Genomic DNA, 13,555 nt, shown 5'->3' on the forward strand with positions numbered 1-13,555 from the left:
ACGGTAGGAATCAGGTGTGCCGCCGCACGTCACTCCCGGGAGCCATTCGACCCCCTACCGGGGTAGTGCGGGATGTCCCTGAGGGCTCACCTGGGCTAGACGTGTGGCGCGACCAAGCCGCTCTCATAGGCGAACACGACGGCCTGGGCGCGGTCGCGCAGGCCGAGCTTGCCGAGGATGCGGCTGACGTGGGTCTTCACGGTCTGCTCGGCCAGGAAGAGCTCGGCGGCGATCTCGCTGTTGGAGCTGCCGCGGGCGATGTTCTCGAGCACCTCGCGCTCGCGCTCGGTGAGCTGCTTGAGGCGCGGGTCGGCCTTCCGGCGTCGCGGGGCGCGGGCGAACTGGGCGATCACCTGCCGGGTCACCGACGGCGAGAGCAGGGCCTCGCCGGCGTGGACGACGCGGATCGCAGAGGCGAGCTCGTCGGGCGAGGCGTCCTTGAGAAGGAAGCCGCTGGCGCCGAGGCGCAGCGACTCGTGGACGTACTCGTCGGCGTCGAAGGTGGTCAGCATGACCACCTTGGTCTGCGCGGTGGCCGGGTTCTCGGAGAGCTGCCGGAGCGCCTCGATCCCGTCCATCACCGGCATCCGGACGTCCATCAGCACCACGTCGGGATGCGTACGCCGCACCACCTGCAGCGCCTCGGCTCCGTCGGCCGCGGTGCCGACCACCTCGATGTCGGGCTGGGTGCTGAGCAGCGCCACGAAACCCGAGCGCACCATCGCCTGGTCGTCGACGACCACGATCTTCACCGTCACGGGGTCTTCCTACCGCGTTTGGCCGGTGTGCGCACCGCGGTTTGGGCCGGGAGCCGAGCCTCGACGACGAACTCGCCGTCGGCTGCTCCCGCAGTGAGGCTGCCGCCCACCGCGCTCGCGCGCTCGCGCATCCCGATCAGCCCATGACCACCTCCGGTGGCCTCGGTGGCGGGGGCGGCACCGTCGAGCGGGTTGACGACCCGGATCTCGAGGTCCTCCTCCCCCAACGCCAGGTCGACGCCGACCGCCTGGCTGGGAGCGTGGCGGCGGGCGTTGCTGAGCGCCTCCTGCACGATCCGGTACGCCGCGGTGCCGACCTCCGGGGCGACGTCGGTGAGCTCCGGAAGGGCACCGCGCACCTCGACCCGTTGCCCGGTCCCGCGCGCAGACTCGAAGAGATCGGCCAGTCCGTCGATGCCCGGCACCGGGACCCGGCCGGACTGCCCCTCCTCGGTACGCAGCACGTCGAGCACCCCGCGCATCTGCCGCAGCGCCGAGGCCGCCAGGTCGGCGATCTCGGCGAACTCGGCCTCGGCCGCCGGGCTGACGTCGTCGACCCGGTGTGGCGCCGATCTGGCCTGGACGGTGATCAGCGACATGTTGTGGGCGATCACGTCGTGCAGCTCACGGGCGATGCGCGCCTTCTCCTCGACCACCGAGCGGCGCTCGTGCTCCTCGCGCAACGCGCTGCGCGACTCGGAGAGCCGTCGAGCGACGGTCGCCAGGGCACCCAGCAGCAGCGCGAGCGAGGCGTAGTTGGCCACCTCGATGAGTGACGGGACGAGGTCGTTCCAGGCCATCCCGACCACCGACAGGACCACCCCGATGGCGACCTGGATGCCGAGGGTGATCGCCGCCAGCCGCCAGCCGGCGACCAGGGTCAGCACCACCAGCACCAACAGCTGGGTCAGCGTCGGCGGCGGGATCATCCACGGCCACCCCTCCTCGCCCAACCTCGCGACCGCCAGCGCGGCCACGGTCACCGCGACCAAGGAGAGCCCCGCCGCCTCCACCGGACGCCGGAGCGCCAGCGGGATCGAGGCGGCGTGCGTGACCCCGATGAGCAGAGCGACCCCGCCCGCGACTTCGTAGGGGTCGGTGGTCAGGACCGCGGCCTCCACGATCCCGAGCACGGTCGCGGCGACGTACAACGCCAGACGACCGCGACCGGGCCAGGTCTTCAACATGTTCAAGTAATACCAGGCACGAGAGCACGACCGGCGGCGCATCGACCGCTCGAGAAGTGGTCACTATGGGCCCTCTCTAGGGCCTCCGGAGAGCCCACATCGACCACTCCTCACCAGCGGATGAGACGTCACCGGCCCACGGCGGCCTTGTCCTCGTCCTGCGTCCGGATCGTGCCCTCACCGGACTCGATCCGGCCCTTCAGGCTGACGGTGATGTAGTGGGTCCAGGCGTCGTAGCAGACGTCGAAGCACTCGTCGCCGCGCGCGAGTCCCTCGTGGGTGAAGGTCACGCGGGTCTGGTCACCCTCGCGGGCGATGTCGAAGCGTCCGGTCGTGCCGATCCACTCCTTCTTGTCCGCGATGAAGTCGAGGTAGCCGTCGGTGAACTCCCACACCACGCGCTCCCCCGGGACGAGCTCGGCCACGCGCTGCTTGGAGAAGTGGATGTCCGGCACCAGGTAGAACCACTCGGCACCGACCTCGTCGGTGGGTCCGGCGATGTGGTGCCCCCACCAGGAACGTACGTCGTTGATGGCCTCGTACGCCTCCTGAGGAGTGGCGTCGACGGTGAAGGTTGCGGTCAGGTCGCTCATGGCTGTCCCCTTGGAATCGATGTGACTTGCATCATGCAAGTTCCACCGTAGACACAGACACTTTCATCATGCAAGTGATTTGCTAGGGTCGTCCTCGTGCTCGGAAAGACGTACGACGGCCAGATCTGCTCCATCGCCCGCTCCCTCGAGATCGTGGGCGAGCGCTGGACCCTGCTGATCCTGCGGGACGCGATCTTCGCCGGGGTCACGCGCTACGGCGACTTCCAGCACAACCTCGGCATCTCCACGAACATCCTGAAGACACGCCTCGCGACCCTCGTCGAGGCCGGCCTGATGACGCGCGACGACGGCGGCGACTACCGGCCGACGGCGATGGCCCAGGGGCTGCGGCCGGCGCTGATCGCGCTCACGGAGTGGGGCGACACGTGGTTCGCGCCCGACGGACGACCCATCGACTACCTGCACGCCGACTGCGGTGAGCCCGTCCACGTCGAGACCCGGTGCGAGCAGCACGGAGACGTCCCGCCCGACCAGGTCGTGGTGCGACCCGGGCCGGGCATGCCCGCCGAGTACCTGGCGGCCCGGCGACCGATCCGAGAACGATGACCACCCCATGGCACAGCAGAGCCCGCCGCGAATCGTACGGCGGGCTCTGCTGCATGGGGTCTCAGGCGTCGACGAGCTCTCGGTCGCTGGTCTCGCCGAGGCGGACCAGGGAGAACACGCTCAGCAGACAGAACGCCGCAATGACGGTGGAGAGCATGACGGTGCTGGCGCCGGCCTTCTGCAGCGAGGCGAAGAGGAGCGGCGAGAGGCCCGCGCCCATGCCGGCGAGCTGGTAGCCGAGCGAGGCTCCGGTATAGCGCGACGAGGTCTTGAAGACCTCGCTCATCAGCGCCGCGAGCGGGCCGTAGAAGGCGGCATGGATGACCGACTGGCCGAGCACGACCGCCAGGACGAGCAGCGCGACCGACCCGCTGTCGAGCATCGGGAAGAGCAGGTAGGCGAAGACCGCGGTCGCCACGGCGGCGGTGAGGACCACCGGCCGGCGGCCGACCCGGTCGGTGAGCGCAGACCAGCCGATGATGCCGATGACCGCGCCGGCCGAGGAGACCGTGAGCGCGTTGAGCACCGTCGGGCGCTCGAAGCCCGCCCCGAGGGCGTAGCTGATCAGGAAGGTGGTCAGCGTCCCCTGCACGACGAAGGCACCGAGCCCGATGCCGACGGCCAGCAGGAGCGTACGCGGGTGGTTGCGGAGGACGTCGAGCAGCGGCGTACGCGCCTCTGCCTTCTTCTCCTTCATCGCCTCGAAGGCGGGCGACTCGGTCACGCTGAGGCGGATCCACAGGCCGACCGCGAGCAGGACGATGCTCAGCAGGAACGGCACCCGCCAGCCCCACGCGGTGAACTGCTCGGGCGTGGTGACCGTGGCCATCAGCGCCATCACCGCGGTCGAGAGGACCATGCCGGCCGGGGCGCCGGCGTTGGTGAACGAGGCCCACAGCCCGCGGCGGGAGGTGGCGTGCTCGGCGGTGATCAGCACCGCGCCGCCCCACTCGCCGCCGATCGCGACACCCTGGATGACGCGGAGCAGGACGAGGAGAACCGGCGCGGCCGCACCGATCTGGCCGTACGTCGGCAGGCACCCGATCAGGAAGCTGACGACACCCATGATCAGCATCGTCAGAACCAGCATCTTCTTCCGGCCCAGCCGGTCGCCGAAGTGGCCGAAGACCACGCCGCCCAGCGGGCGCGCCAGATAGCCGGCGGCGAAGGTGCCGAAGGACGCGATCGTGCCGGTCACGGGGTCGAGGTTGGAGAAGAAGACCTCGTTGAAGACCACGGCCGAGGCGGTGGAGTAGAGCAGGAAGTCGTAGTACTCGATCAAGCTGCCCGTGAAGCTGCTGGCGACGATCCGGCCCATCTGCGTACGTGGACCGGTCGTGCTACCACCGGAGGTGAGGGTCATGTGGGGGCTCCATTCAGGATTCCTGTTTATCAGGATTCCTGTCGATTCTGGGTGATGTACGTCACGCCTGTCAAGGAGCCCCCACGACCGGGCTAGAAGGTGAGCACAGGTTTCACCGTGGCGCCCGAGACCATGTCGGCGACGGCCGTCTGGATCTCCTCGAACGGGTAGCGCCGGACCAACCGGTCCAGCGGCATCCGCCCGTCGGCGACCAGGCGCGCGAGTGCGGGGATGAGCGTGCGGGTCTCGGCGTCGCCAAGGGTCAGGCCCGTCACCCGCTTGCCGGGCAGCATCGCGTTCACGTCGAGCCCCACCTCGGTGCCGAACGGCGGTGCGCCGACGATGACCGCGGTGCCCCGGGCTCGCAGGGCGTCGACGCCCTGGCGGAGCACGCCGGTGTTGCCGGTCGTCTCCACGACGCCGTCCGCACCACCTCCGGTCAGCTCCATCAGCGCGGCGGTCAGGTCGTCGACCTGGCCGGCGTCGATGACGTCGGTCGCCCCCAGCTCGCGGGCCAGCCCGAGCCGCTCGGCCACCCGGTCCACCGCGATGATCCGGGTGGCCGGAGTCAGGCGTGCGGCCATCACCGCGGACAGCCCGACCGCACCCGCGCCGAGGACCACCACCGAGGCCCCTGGGCGCGGGGCGAGCACGTTCCAGACCGCGCCGACACCGGTCTGCACGCCGCACCCGAGCGGGGCGAGCAGGGACAGGTCCGCCTCGGGATCGACGCGTACGGCACTGCGCTCGTCGACGACCGCGAGCCGGGAGAAGGAGGACTGCCCGAAGAAGTGGCCGCCGATCGCCTTCCCGCCCCTGCTCACCGGGGAGGCGCCGTCCAGGCGCGCACCTCCGATGAGGTTGGCGGGAAGCCAGACGTCGCAGTACGCCGGATGGCCGTCACGGCACTGGGCGCAGGTCCCGCAGGAGCTGAACGACAGCAGCACCTGGTCGCCGGGCGCGAGGCTGCGTACGCCGGATCCGACCTCCTCGACGACACCGGCGCCCTCGTGCCCGAGAACGCCCGGGAGCGGGAACGGCAGTCCGCCGCTCGCCACGCCGAGGTCGGTGTGACAGAGCCCGGCGGCGACCATCCGGACCAGGATCTCGTCGGGGCGGAGCGCGTCGAGCTCGACGTCTCCGATGGTGAACGGGGCGCCGGCGGACTCGACCACCGCCGCCTGGGTCGTGATGCTCATGACTGCTCCCCGGTCGCGGTCGTGGGCGGCAGCGAGATGACGACGGATCGGACCTTCGTGTACGCCTCGAGCGCCTCCGGGCCGTACTCGCGGCCGAAGCCGGACTGCTTGACGCCGCCGAACGGCACCGCCGGATCGAGCATCGCCCAGTCGTTGACCCAGACGATCCCGGCGTCGAGCCTGCCCGCGACCCGGTGCGCCCGCGTGAGATCCCGGGTGTGCAGCCCCGCCGCCAGCCCGTACGCCGTGGAGTTGGCGAGCGCCACGGCCTCGTCCTCGTCCGCGAACGACTGCACCGTGAGGACCGGCCCGAAGACCTCCTCGTTGACCACGCGTGAGTCCGCGGGCAGGCCGGTGATCACCGTCGGCGCGTAGTAGAACCCGTCGGCGAGGTCGCCTCCGAGCGCCGGACGCTCGCCGCCGGTGACGATCTGGCCGCCCTCCTGGCGCGCCAGGGCGACGTACTCCTCGACCTTCTTGCGGTGCTGGTCGCCGGCCATCGGGCCGATGACCGTCGCCGGGTCGCGCGGGTCACCGAGAGGTACGCCCGGGACGGCGTGCCGGAGGATGCCGACCACCGTGTCGTGGATCTCCGCGGCGACGAGCAGCCGCGGCCCGGCCATGCAGAACTGACCGGTGTTGAAGACGAAGGCCTTGATCACGGCGCCCACGGCGATCTCGATGTCGGCGTCGGCGAAGACCAGGTGCGCGCCGTTTCCGCCGAGCTCCATGGTGACCGGCTTCAGGTGCTCGCCCGCGACGCTCGCAGCCCGGCGGCCCACGGCCGTCGACCCGGTGAACGCGATCTTGTCGACTCCGGGATGGCGCAACAATGCGTCGCCGGCCTCCGGGCCGGTCCCGGTCACCACGTTGAGCACGCCGTCGGGAACCCCGGCATCGGCAAGGAGCCGAGCCATGAACAGCGCACTGAGCGGCGTGTCGTCGGCCGGCTTGTGCACGACGGTGTTGCCCGCCGCCAGCGCGGCCGCGATCTTGGTGCTCGACAGGATGAGCGGGAAGTTGAACGGCGTGATGGCTCCGACCACGCCCAACGGCTCGCGCCGGGTGTAGGCGAGGGCCGGGATGGGCGTGTCCCGTACGGACCCGTCGAGGGTCTGCGCCAGCGCAGAGCAGTACTCGTACTGCTGGGCGACTGTCTCGACATCGACGTGCCGGGCCAGGGTCACGGGCTTCCCGACGTCTCGGCTCTCGACCTCGACCAGCTCGTCGGCCCGCTCGCGGATCAGGTCCGCGACACGGTGCAGGACGCGGCCGCGGTCACGCCCGCTCATCCGGGGCCAGGGCCCGGTGTCGAAGGCCTCCCGGGCGGCGGCCACCGCGCCGGCGACGTCGGCGGCGTCGCCCGCGGGCACGCTCGTCAGCACCTTGCCCGTGCTGGGATCGGTCACGTCCATCCGGCGGCCGCTCACCGAGTCTGTCGGCCGGCCACCGATGAAGAACTGCTGGTCCTCGTACGTGGCGGGCATGTCAGAGCCCCTTGCCGCGATGTGTCCCGACCGCCGGCCGAGGGTCGTAGACGGGCCTGGGGCGGCCGGTGGGGGTGCTGGCGAGGATCCGGCCCATGTGCGTCCGTGGGCCGGTCGGGCATCTGCCGTCGGGAATGAGGGTCATTGCGGGCTCCGTTCAGGATTCCTGTTTATCAGGATTCCTGTCAATGCTGCGTGATGCCCGCCACCCCGTCAATAGATGCGACGGTCAAAACCCTGGTTGGCCCGGACGTGGCCCGGGCTCAGGCGAGTCCGAGCAGGCGGATCGCGTTCTCCTTCAACAGCAGCGGACGGACCTCGTCCTTGATCTCGAGCTTCTCGAGGTCGCTGAACCAGCGGTCGGGGGTGATCACCGGAAAGTCGGAGCCGAACAACACCTTGCGGCGCAGCGGACCGTTGAGCTGCTTGACCAGCTGCGGCGGGAAGTACTTCGGCGACCACCCGGACAGATCGATGTGGACGTTGGCCTTGTGGGTCGCGATCGAGATCTGCACGTCGACCCAGGGGACGGCGGGGTGCGCCATCACGATCTGCAACTCCGGGAAGTCGGCGGCGACGTCGTCGAGGAGCAGCGGGTCGGAGTAGCGGAGCCGGATCCCGCGACCGCCGGGGAGGCCGGCACCGATCCCGGTCTGGCCGGTGTGGAAGAGCGCGACCACGCCGAGCTCCTCCAGGGTCGCCCACAGCGGGCGGAGCTCGGGGTCGGCCGGGGAGAAGGCCTGCAGGCCGGGATGGAACTTGAAGCCGCGTACGCCGTAGTCCTCGGCGAGACGACGGGCCTGCTTCACCGCGGCCTCGCCCTTGCGGGGGTCGACGGAGCCGAACGGGATCAGTACGTCGGCGTGCTCGGTCGCGCGCTCGGCGATCTCCTCGCTCGACAGCGGCGGATGGTCGAGGCCGGTCGAGGCGTCGACGGTGAAGATCACTGCCGCCATGTCGCGCTCGCGGTAGTAGGCGGCGAGGTCGTCGACGGTCGGGGTGCGTGGGTGGTCACCGCGGAAGTAGGCCGCCGAGGCGTCCATCAGCTCCTGGTCGAGGGAGAGGTGACCGTGATGGTCGGCCTCGACGTGGGTGTGCATGTCGAGGGCTCGGATCGAGGCGGTGTCGATGCGGGGCTCGTAGCGGGTCATCGGGTGGTTCCTTCCGGGGTGCCGTACAGCTCGCGGACCCGGGACTTCAGCAGCTTCCCGGAGGCGTTGTGCGGGATCTCGTCGACGAAGACGACGGCCTTGGGGATCTTGTAGCGAGCGAGCCGTCCGTCGAGGTGTTCGAGCAGGTCGGACTCGGTGAGGGCGGAGCCGGGGCGGCGTACGACGACGGCACGGCCGACCTCGCCCCAGCGCTCGTCGGGGACGCCGATGACAGCGGCCTCGGCAACGTTCGGATGGGTGTAGATCGCCTGCTCGACCTCTGCCGGGTAGACGTTCTCGCCGCCACTGATGAACATGTCCTTCACCCGGTCGACCACATAGAGGAAGCCGTCGTCGTCGAGCACCGCGACATCGCCCGTACGCAGCCAGGGCCCGTCGAAGGCAGCCTCCGTCGCTGCTCCGTTGTGCCAGTAGCCGGGAGTCACGTTGGGGCCGCTGACGTGCACCTCACCCGCCTGGCCGGGCGTCGCCTCCTCGTTGCCGGGTGCCACGACGCGTACGTCGGTGAAGAAGCACGGGGTGCCGGCCGAGCCGAGCTTGTCGAGGCCGTCGCCGGCGCGCAGCATGGTCGTGCCCGGGGAGGCTTCGGTCAGGCCGTAGCCCTGGATGATGTGCAGACCGCGGCTCTGCCAGGTGTCGAGGAGCGTGCGCGGGATCGGCGCACCGCCGCTCAGGGCCGAGCGGAGGCTGTCGAGGTCGGCGGTCGCCCAGGTCGGCTCCTGGGCGAGCGCCTGGTACATCGAGGTGACCCCGAAGAGCAGGGTGACCCGCTCCCGCTCGATGGTGGCGATCGCGGCGGCCGGGTCGAAGCGGGCCGCAATGAGCGACGTACCGCCCTTGAGGAAGGTCGGGAGCAGCAACTGGTTGAGCGCAGCGGTGTGGAACAGCGGCGCGGTGACCAGGGCGATCTCGTCGGAGCGGATGTCGACGTCGACGAGCAGGTTGAAGGCGTTCCACGCGATGTTGCCGTGCGTCAACATCACGCCCTTGGGGCGTCCGCTGGTGCCGGAGGTGTACTGGATCATGAAGACGTCGTCCAGCCCGACCTCGACGTCGATCCGCTCCTTCCGCGGCACCGCGAGCGCGTCCAGCCCGTGACCGCCCGCGGCCGTGAACCGGTGGCTCGGCAGCCCGAGGGCCGCGACCGCCTCGGCTGCGACCGCGTCGTCGAAGTCGTCGGCGTGGACCAGCAGCGCCGGTTCGGCGTCGGAGAGGATCCAGGCCAGCTCGGGCGGCGCGAGCCGGGTGTTGAGCGGCAGGAAGACCGCCCCCAGCCGGGCGGTGGCGAAGAGCGTGACCGCGAGCTCGATCGAGTTCAGGCCGAGGAAGGCGACCCTGTCCCCCGGAGCCACTCCGCGGGCACGGAGTCCGTGGGCGACCGCATCCACGAGGCGGTCGACTTCGGCGTACGTCACCACCGCGTCGTCCTGCACGAACGCCCGCGCGCCAGGGGTCATCCGGGCCCGCCTGGCGGGCCATGATCCGATGCCGCTGTCCAACATGTCGATCCTCGTTCGTCTCGTGGGCTCAGCTGAGCCCGAGGTCGGTCTTGATCTCCAGCAGTCGCCGCAGCGCCTGGTCGCGGCGCCCGACGAGGTCCTCGGCAGAGGTGCCGTCGAGCTCCTCGTCGACCCCGTCGACCAGCTTCTCGACCAGCCCTGCGGTGAGCTCCGGATGACCGAGGTCGTCCCACCATTCGACCATCGGCGGGCCGAGATGCTCGAGCACGTGCCCGAGCCCGCCCGGGCCGCCGGAGAGGTGCTGGGTGGCGAAGGGGCCGAGCAGGGACCAGCGCAGCCCGGGGCCGTCGGCGATCGCGGTGTCGATGTCGGCGACCGAGACGATGCCCTGGTCGACGAGGTGGTACGCCTCGCGCCACAGCGCCGCCTGGAGCCGGTTGGCCACGTGCCCGGGGACCTCGCGGCGGATGTGGATGGGACGTTTGCCCAGGTGGCGCAGGGTATCCAGGGCCGCCTCGACGGCCTCCGCCGACGTCGCCGATCCACCCACGACCTCGACCAGCGGCACCAGGTGCGGCGGGTTGAACGGGTGCGCCACCAGCACCCGCTCCCGGTGGTGGGTGCACGCGTCCTGGAACGTGCTCGGCATCAGCCCCGAGGAGCTGCTGGTCAGCAGTACGTCGGGGGCGGCCGCCGCGTCGAGCGCGGCGAAGATCTCGCGCTTGACGTCCAGCCGCTCGGGTCCGCTCTCGAGCACCAGGTCGGCGGCCGCGCCGACCTCCGCGAGGCTGTTCGCGAACCGCAGCGATCCCTCGGGGATCTGCGCCCGCAGCCGCTCCTCGGCGCCTTCGGCCGGATCCCAGGCGACCACGTCGAGCCCGTGCTCGAGCCCGAGCACCACCCAGCTGACCCCGATCGCGCCGGTGCCGACGACCCCGAGCGTACGAACGTCCTCTCCGCTCCTCATGCGGTCCTCCTGCTCAGCGCGCCCGAGGTCGCCAGCGCGACGAACGGGTCCAGGGACGCCGGGTCGGCGAGCGCGTCCCGGCTGGCGACGTCCTCAGGACGTACGCCCTGCAGGATGCGCTTGGCCGGCAGCTCGAGCTTCTTGCCGGTGAGATTGCGTGGCACCGCAGGCACCTCGATCACCTGGTCGGGGATGTGCCGCGGGGAGAGCGCCGACCGCAGCGCGCGGACCAGTCGGGTCCGGAGCGGGTCGTCGAGGCGGGTGCCCTGGTCGGTGACCACGAAGAGCAGGAGCTCGCCGTTGCCCCCGTCGGGGTCCTCGAGGTGGACGACCAGCGAGTCGGCGACACCGTCCACCTCCTCGGCGACGCGGTAGAACTCGGCGGTGCCGAGGCGTACGCCGCCGCGGTTGAGGGTGGCGTCGGAGCGGCCGGCGACGTGGCAGCTGCCGTTGTCGTGGAAGAGGATCCAGTCGCCGTGGCGCCACACGCCCGGATAGTGGTCGAAGTAGGCGCTCCGATAGCGGGAGCCGTCCTCGTCGCCCCAGAAGCCGACCGGCATCGAGGGCATCGGCGAGGTGATGACGAGCTCGCCGAGCACGCCTGTGACCGGCGAGCCGGACTCGTCGTAGGCGTGGGCGTCGACGCCGAGGCAGCGGCCGGAGATCTCGCCGGCGTAGACCGGGAGCAGCGGGTTGTTCTGCACGATGCCGGAGCAGACGTCGGTGCCGCCGCTGCCGACGTTGATCTGCGCCCCCGGAAGCTGGTCCCGCAGCCAGGCGTAGCCCTCGGGCGGGAGCGGCGCCCCGGCCGAGCCGAGGACGCGAATCCGCAGGTCACCGAGGTCCTTCAGGTCTACGTCGGCCTTGCGGCAGGCCATCACGAAGCCCGGGCTGGCGCCCATCACCGTCGCCTCCGTCGACGCCGCGAGCCGCCACTGCCAGGTCAGGTCGGGGTGCATCGGGTTGCCGTCGACCATGACGATCGAGGAGCGGACCAGGAGCGAGGAGACCAGCGCGTTCCACATCATCCAGGCGGTGGTCGAGAACCAGAGCATCCGGTCCTCGGGCCCCATGTCCCACGAGAGCGCATGGTTCTTGAGGTGCTCGAGCAGGATGCCGCCGTGGCCGTGGACGATCGCCTTCGGCCGGCCGGTCGTGCCGGAGGAGAAGAGCACGACCAGCGGGTGGTCGAACGGCACCGGCTCGAAGACGAGCTCCGCCCCGGGCTCCGAGTCGAGCAGGGAGGTCCAGGAGAGCGCGTCCTCGACGCAATGCGGGCCGTACTCGACGTCGACCACATGGCGCACCGACGGCAGCTCGGCCCGGATCTCAGCCACCTGCGAGCGCCGGTCGATGTCCTTGGCGCCGTAGCGGTAGCCGCCGGCGACCAGCAGCACGACCGGCTCGATCTGGGCGAAGCGGTCGATCACGCTGCGCGGCCCGAACTCGCTGGCGCAGCTCGCCCAGGTCGCGCCCAGGCTGGCGGTGGCGAGATAGGCGACCAGTGCCTCGGGGATGTTGGGCAGGTAGCCGGCGACGCGGTCGCCGCGGCGTACGCCCAGGCGCTCCAAGGCGGCGCGCGCCCGGGCCACCTGGTCACGCAGGTCGCCGAAGGTCAGCTCGACGTCGTCACGCGTCTGCGACCGACCGAGCACCGCGACCCGGTCGAGATCCTCCTCGGTGCCGAGCGCGTGCTCGGCATAGTTGAGCAGCGTTCCCGGGAACCAGCGCGCTCCGGGCATCTCGCGCGAGGCGAGAACGGTGTCGTACGGAGCGTGCGACCGCACCTCGAAGAACTCCCACACCGCCGACCAGAAGCCATCGAGGTCGGTCACCGACCAACGCCACAGCTCCTCGTGGGTGGTCATCTCCAGGTCGCGCTCGCGGGCGAGCCAGGCCAGGAACTCACCGACGCGGGAGGTGGAGAGCACGTCCGCCGGAGGCGTCCAGACGATGTCGCCCTGCTCGATCTGCTGCTGGGTCGCGCTCACTGGTCCGTCACCTTCCTGGCCCGGCCGTCGAGGAAGTCCTGCATCCGCCCCTTCGCATCGTTGGTCCCCTGGGCGATCGCGGCCATCAGCGACTCCATCAGGAAGCCGTCGCGCGGGTTGGCCTCGGCGATACGCGGCAGCGCCTGCACGACGGCGAAGTTGGTCTGCGGTGCGTTCTGGGCGATCCGGCCGGCCAGCTCGAGGGCGGTCTTGCGGCCGGTGCCGTCGGCGACCGCGTACTGGCTCAGGCCCAGCCCCAGCCCCTCCTGCGCGTCGTAGCGCCGGCCGGTCAGCATCATGTCGGCCATCCGGGAGACCCCGATGAGCCGTGGGACGCGCACCGAGGCGCCGCCGCCGACGAAGAGCCCGCGCTGGCCCTCGGGCAGGGCGTAGAAGGTGGACTCCTCCGCGACCCGGATGTGCGCGGCGGCGGCGAGCTCGAGCCCGCCCCCGACCACGGCGCCCTTCAGCGCCGCCACGACCGGGGCCGGCCCGAACTCGATCTTCTCGAAGACCCGGTGCCACATCCGCGAGTGACTGACCCCGGCGAGGGTGTCCCGCTCGGTCATCTCGGACAGGTCGAGCCCGGCGCAGAAGTGGTCGCCATCCGCGTCGATGACGACGGCGCGTACGTCCGGCTCGAGGCCATCGAAGAACCGCTCGATCCCGAGCACCGCCTCGTCGCTGAGCGCGTTCCGCTTCGCGGGCCGGGCGAGCGTGAGCACCGCGATGTCGTCGATGCGCTCTGCCCGCAGGGCATCGGGCAGGGGGGTTCCGAGCATGATGAACTCCTCATGATTGACAGGAATCC

General features: G+C 70.8%; 13 protein-coding genes. 1 reads left to right on the forward strand and 12 read right to left on the reverse strand.

All coding sequences use genetic code 11. From position 1 onward, the window contains the following. Positions 1 to 95 precede the first annotated feature (95 nt). The 3 genes from ABT304_RS04790 to ABT304_RS04800 all read right to left on the reverse strand — a co-directional run bounded on the left by ABT304_RS04790 (position 96) and on the right by ABT304_RS04800 (position 2,538). Positions 96 to 758 (reverse strand): response regulator, encoded by a 663-nt coding sequence (locus ABT304_RS04790; protein ID WP_350713574.1) that lies wholly within the window; start codon positions 756 to 758, stop codon positions 96 to 98. Further along, complete coding sequence (locus ABT304_RS04795; RefSeq protein WP_350713575.1) at positions 755 to 1,945, reverse strand: sensor histidine kinase; 1,191 nt, start codon at positions 1,943 to 1,945, stop codon at positions 755 to 757. The genes ABT304_RS04790 and ABT304_RS04795 overlap by 4 nt, the downstream gene beginning before the upstream one ends. A gap of 128 nt (positions 1,946 to 2,073) precedes the next feature. After that, a complete protein-coding gene (locus ABT304_RS04800) occupies positions 2,074 to 2,538 on the reverse strand; it encodes an SRPBCC family protein (protein ID WP_350713576.1) in 465 nt (154 codons plus the stop codon). A 96-nt stretch (positions 2,539 to 2,634) separates the two neighbouring features. Here ABT304_RS04800 and ABT304_RS04805 point away from each other — a divergent pair, with 96 nt between their 5' ends. Beyond that, entirely contained in the window at positions 2,635 to 3,105 is a 471-nt protein-coding gene (locus ABT304_RS04805) for a winged helix-turn-helix transcriptional regulator (RefSeq protein WP_350713577.1), read from the forward strand. Positions 3,106 to 3,166: 61 nt separating this feature from the next. Here ABT304_RS04805 and ABT304_RS04810 read toward each other — a convergent pair whose 3' ends face one another. From ABT304_RS04810 to ABT304_RS04850, 9 genes are all read right to left on the reverse strand, one after another. Beyond that, positions 3,167 to 4,468 (reverse strand): MFS transporter, encoded by a 1,302-nt coding sequence (locus ABT304_RS04810; RefSeq protein ID WP_160026481.1) that lies wholly within the window; start codon positions 4,466 to 4,468, stop codon positions 3,167 to 3,169. Between the two features lie 92 nt (positions 4,469 to 4,560). Then, complete coding sequence (locus ABT304_RS04815) at positions 4,561 to 5,667, reverse strand: NAD(P)-dependent alcohol dehydrogenase (protein WP_350713578.1); 1,107 nt, start codon at positions 5,665 to 5,667, stop codon at positions 4,561 to 4,563. Continuing rightward, positions 5,664 to 7,154, reverse strand: coding sequence for an aldehyde dehydrogenase family protein (locus ABT304_RS04820; RefSeq protein ID WP_350713579.1), 1,491 nt, complete (start codon positions 7,152 to 7,154; stop codon positions 5,664 to 5,666). Before ABT304_RS04820 ends, ABT304_RS04815 begins: the two co-directional genes overlap by 4 nt. A gap of 1 nt (position 7,155) precedes the next feature. Beyond that, positions 7,156 to 7,299 carry a hypothetical protein gene (locus ABT304_RS04825; protein ID WP_350713580.1) on the reverse strand — a complete coding sequence of 48 codons (144 nt, stop codon included), beginning with the start codon at positions 7,297 to 7,299 and terminating at the stop codon, positions 7,156 to 7,158. A 118-nt stretch (positions 7,300 to 7,417) separates the two neighbouring features. Next, a complete protein-coding gene (couO, locus tag ABT304_RS04830; RefSeq protein ID WP_350713581.1) occupies positions 7,418 to 8,305 on the reverse strand; it encodes a 4-hydroxyphenyl-beta-ketoacyl-CoA hydrolase in 888 nt (295 codons plus the stop codon). Further along, positions 8,302 to 9,783, reverse strand: a complete 1,482-nt coding sequence (locus ABT304_RS04835; protein WP_350713582.1) for an acyl-CoA synthetase — start codon at positions 9,781 to 9,783, stop codon at positions 8,302 to 8,304. Before ABT304_RS04835 ends, couO begins: the two co-directional genes overlap by 4 nt. 70 nt (positions 9,784 to 9,853) lie before the next feature. Beyond that, entirely contained in the window at positions 9,854 to 10,753 is a 900-nt protein-coding gene (locus ABT304_RS04840) for a 3-hydroxyacyl-CoA dehydrogenase NAD-binding domain-containing protein (RefSeq protein WP_350713583.1), read from the reverse strand. Continuing rightward, a complete protein-coding gene (locus ABT304_RS04845; protein WP_350713584.1) occupies positions 10,750 to 12,744 on the reverse strand; it encodes an acetoacetate--CoA ligase in 1,995 nt (664 codons plus the stop codon). The genes ABT304_RS04840 and ABT304_RS04845 overlap by 4 nt, the downstream gene beginning before the upstream one ends. Beyond that, entirely contained in the window at positions 12,741 to 13,526 is a 786-nt protein-coding gene (locus ABT304_RS04850) for a crotonase/enoyl-CoA hydratase family protein (RefSeq protein ID WP_350713585.1), read from the reverse strand. Before ABT304_RS04850 ends, ABT304_RS04845 begins: the two co-directional genes overlap by 4 nt. Between the last annotated feature and the right edge of the window lie 29 nt (positions 13,527 to 13,555).

Origin of the sequence: Nocardioides sp. NPDC000445, from assembly GCF_040300245.1 — a bacterium.
GTDB lineage: Bacteria > Actinomycetota > Actinomycetes > Propionibacteriales > Nocardioidaceae > Nocardioides.

Excerpts from the sequence above, each read along its gene's own strand:
- ABT304_RS04795 (WP_350713575.1), bottom strand. The coding sequence starts at position 1,945 with ATGTTGAAGACCTGGCCCGGTCGCGGTCGTCTGGCGTTGTACGTCGCC.
- ABT304_RS04800 (WP_350713576.1), bottom strand. The coding sequence starts at position 2,538 with ATGAGCGACCTGACCGCAACCTTCACCGTCGACGCCACTCCTCAGGAG.
- ABT304_RS04810 (WP_160026481.1), bottom strand. The coding sequence starts at position 4,468 with ATGACCCTCACCTCCGGTGGTAGCACGACCGGTCCACGTACGCAGATG.
- ABT304_RS04815 (WP_350713578.1), bottom strand. The coding sequence starts at position 5,667 with ATGAGCATCACGACCCAGGCGGCGGTGGTCGAGTCCGCCGGCGCCCCG.
- ABT304_RS04820 (WP_350713579.1), bottom strand. The coding sequence starts at position 7,154 with ATGCCCGCCACGTACGAGGACCAGCAGTTCTTCATCGGTGGCCGGCCG.
- ABT304_RS04825 (WP_350713580.1), bottom strand. The coding sequence starts at position 7,299 with ATGACCCTCATTCCCGACGGCAGATGCCCGACCGGCCCACGGACGCAC.
- couO (WP_350713581.1), bottom strand. The coding sequence starts at position 8,305 with ATGACCCGCTACGAGCCCCGCATCGACACCGCCTCGATCCGAGCCCTC.
- ABT304_RS04835 (WP_350713582.1), bottom strand. The coding sequence starts at position 9,783 with ATGACCCCTGGCGCGCGGGCGTTCGTGCAGGACGACGCGGTGGTGACG.
- ABT304_RS04840 (WP_350713583.1), bottom strand. The coding sequence starts at position 10,753 with ATGAGGAGCGGAGAGGACGTTCGTACGCTCGGGGTCGTCGGCACCGGC.
- ABT304_RS04850 (WP_350713585.1), bottom strand. The coding sequence starts at position 13,526 with ATGCTCGGAACCCCCCTGCCCGATGCCCTGCGGGCAGAGCGCATCGAC.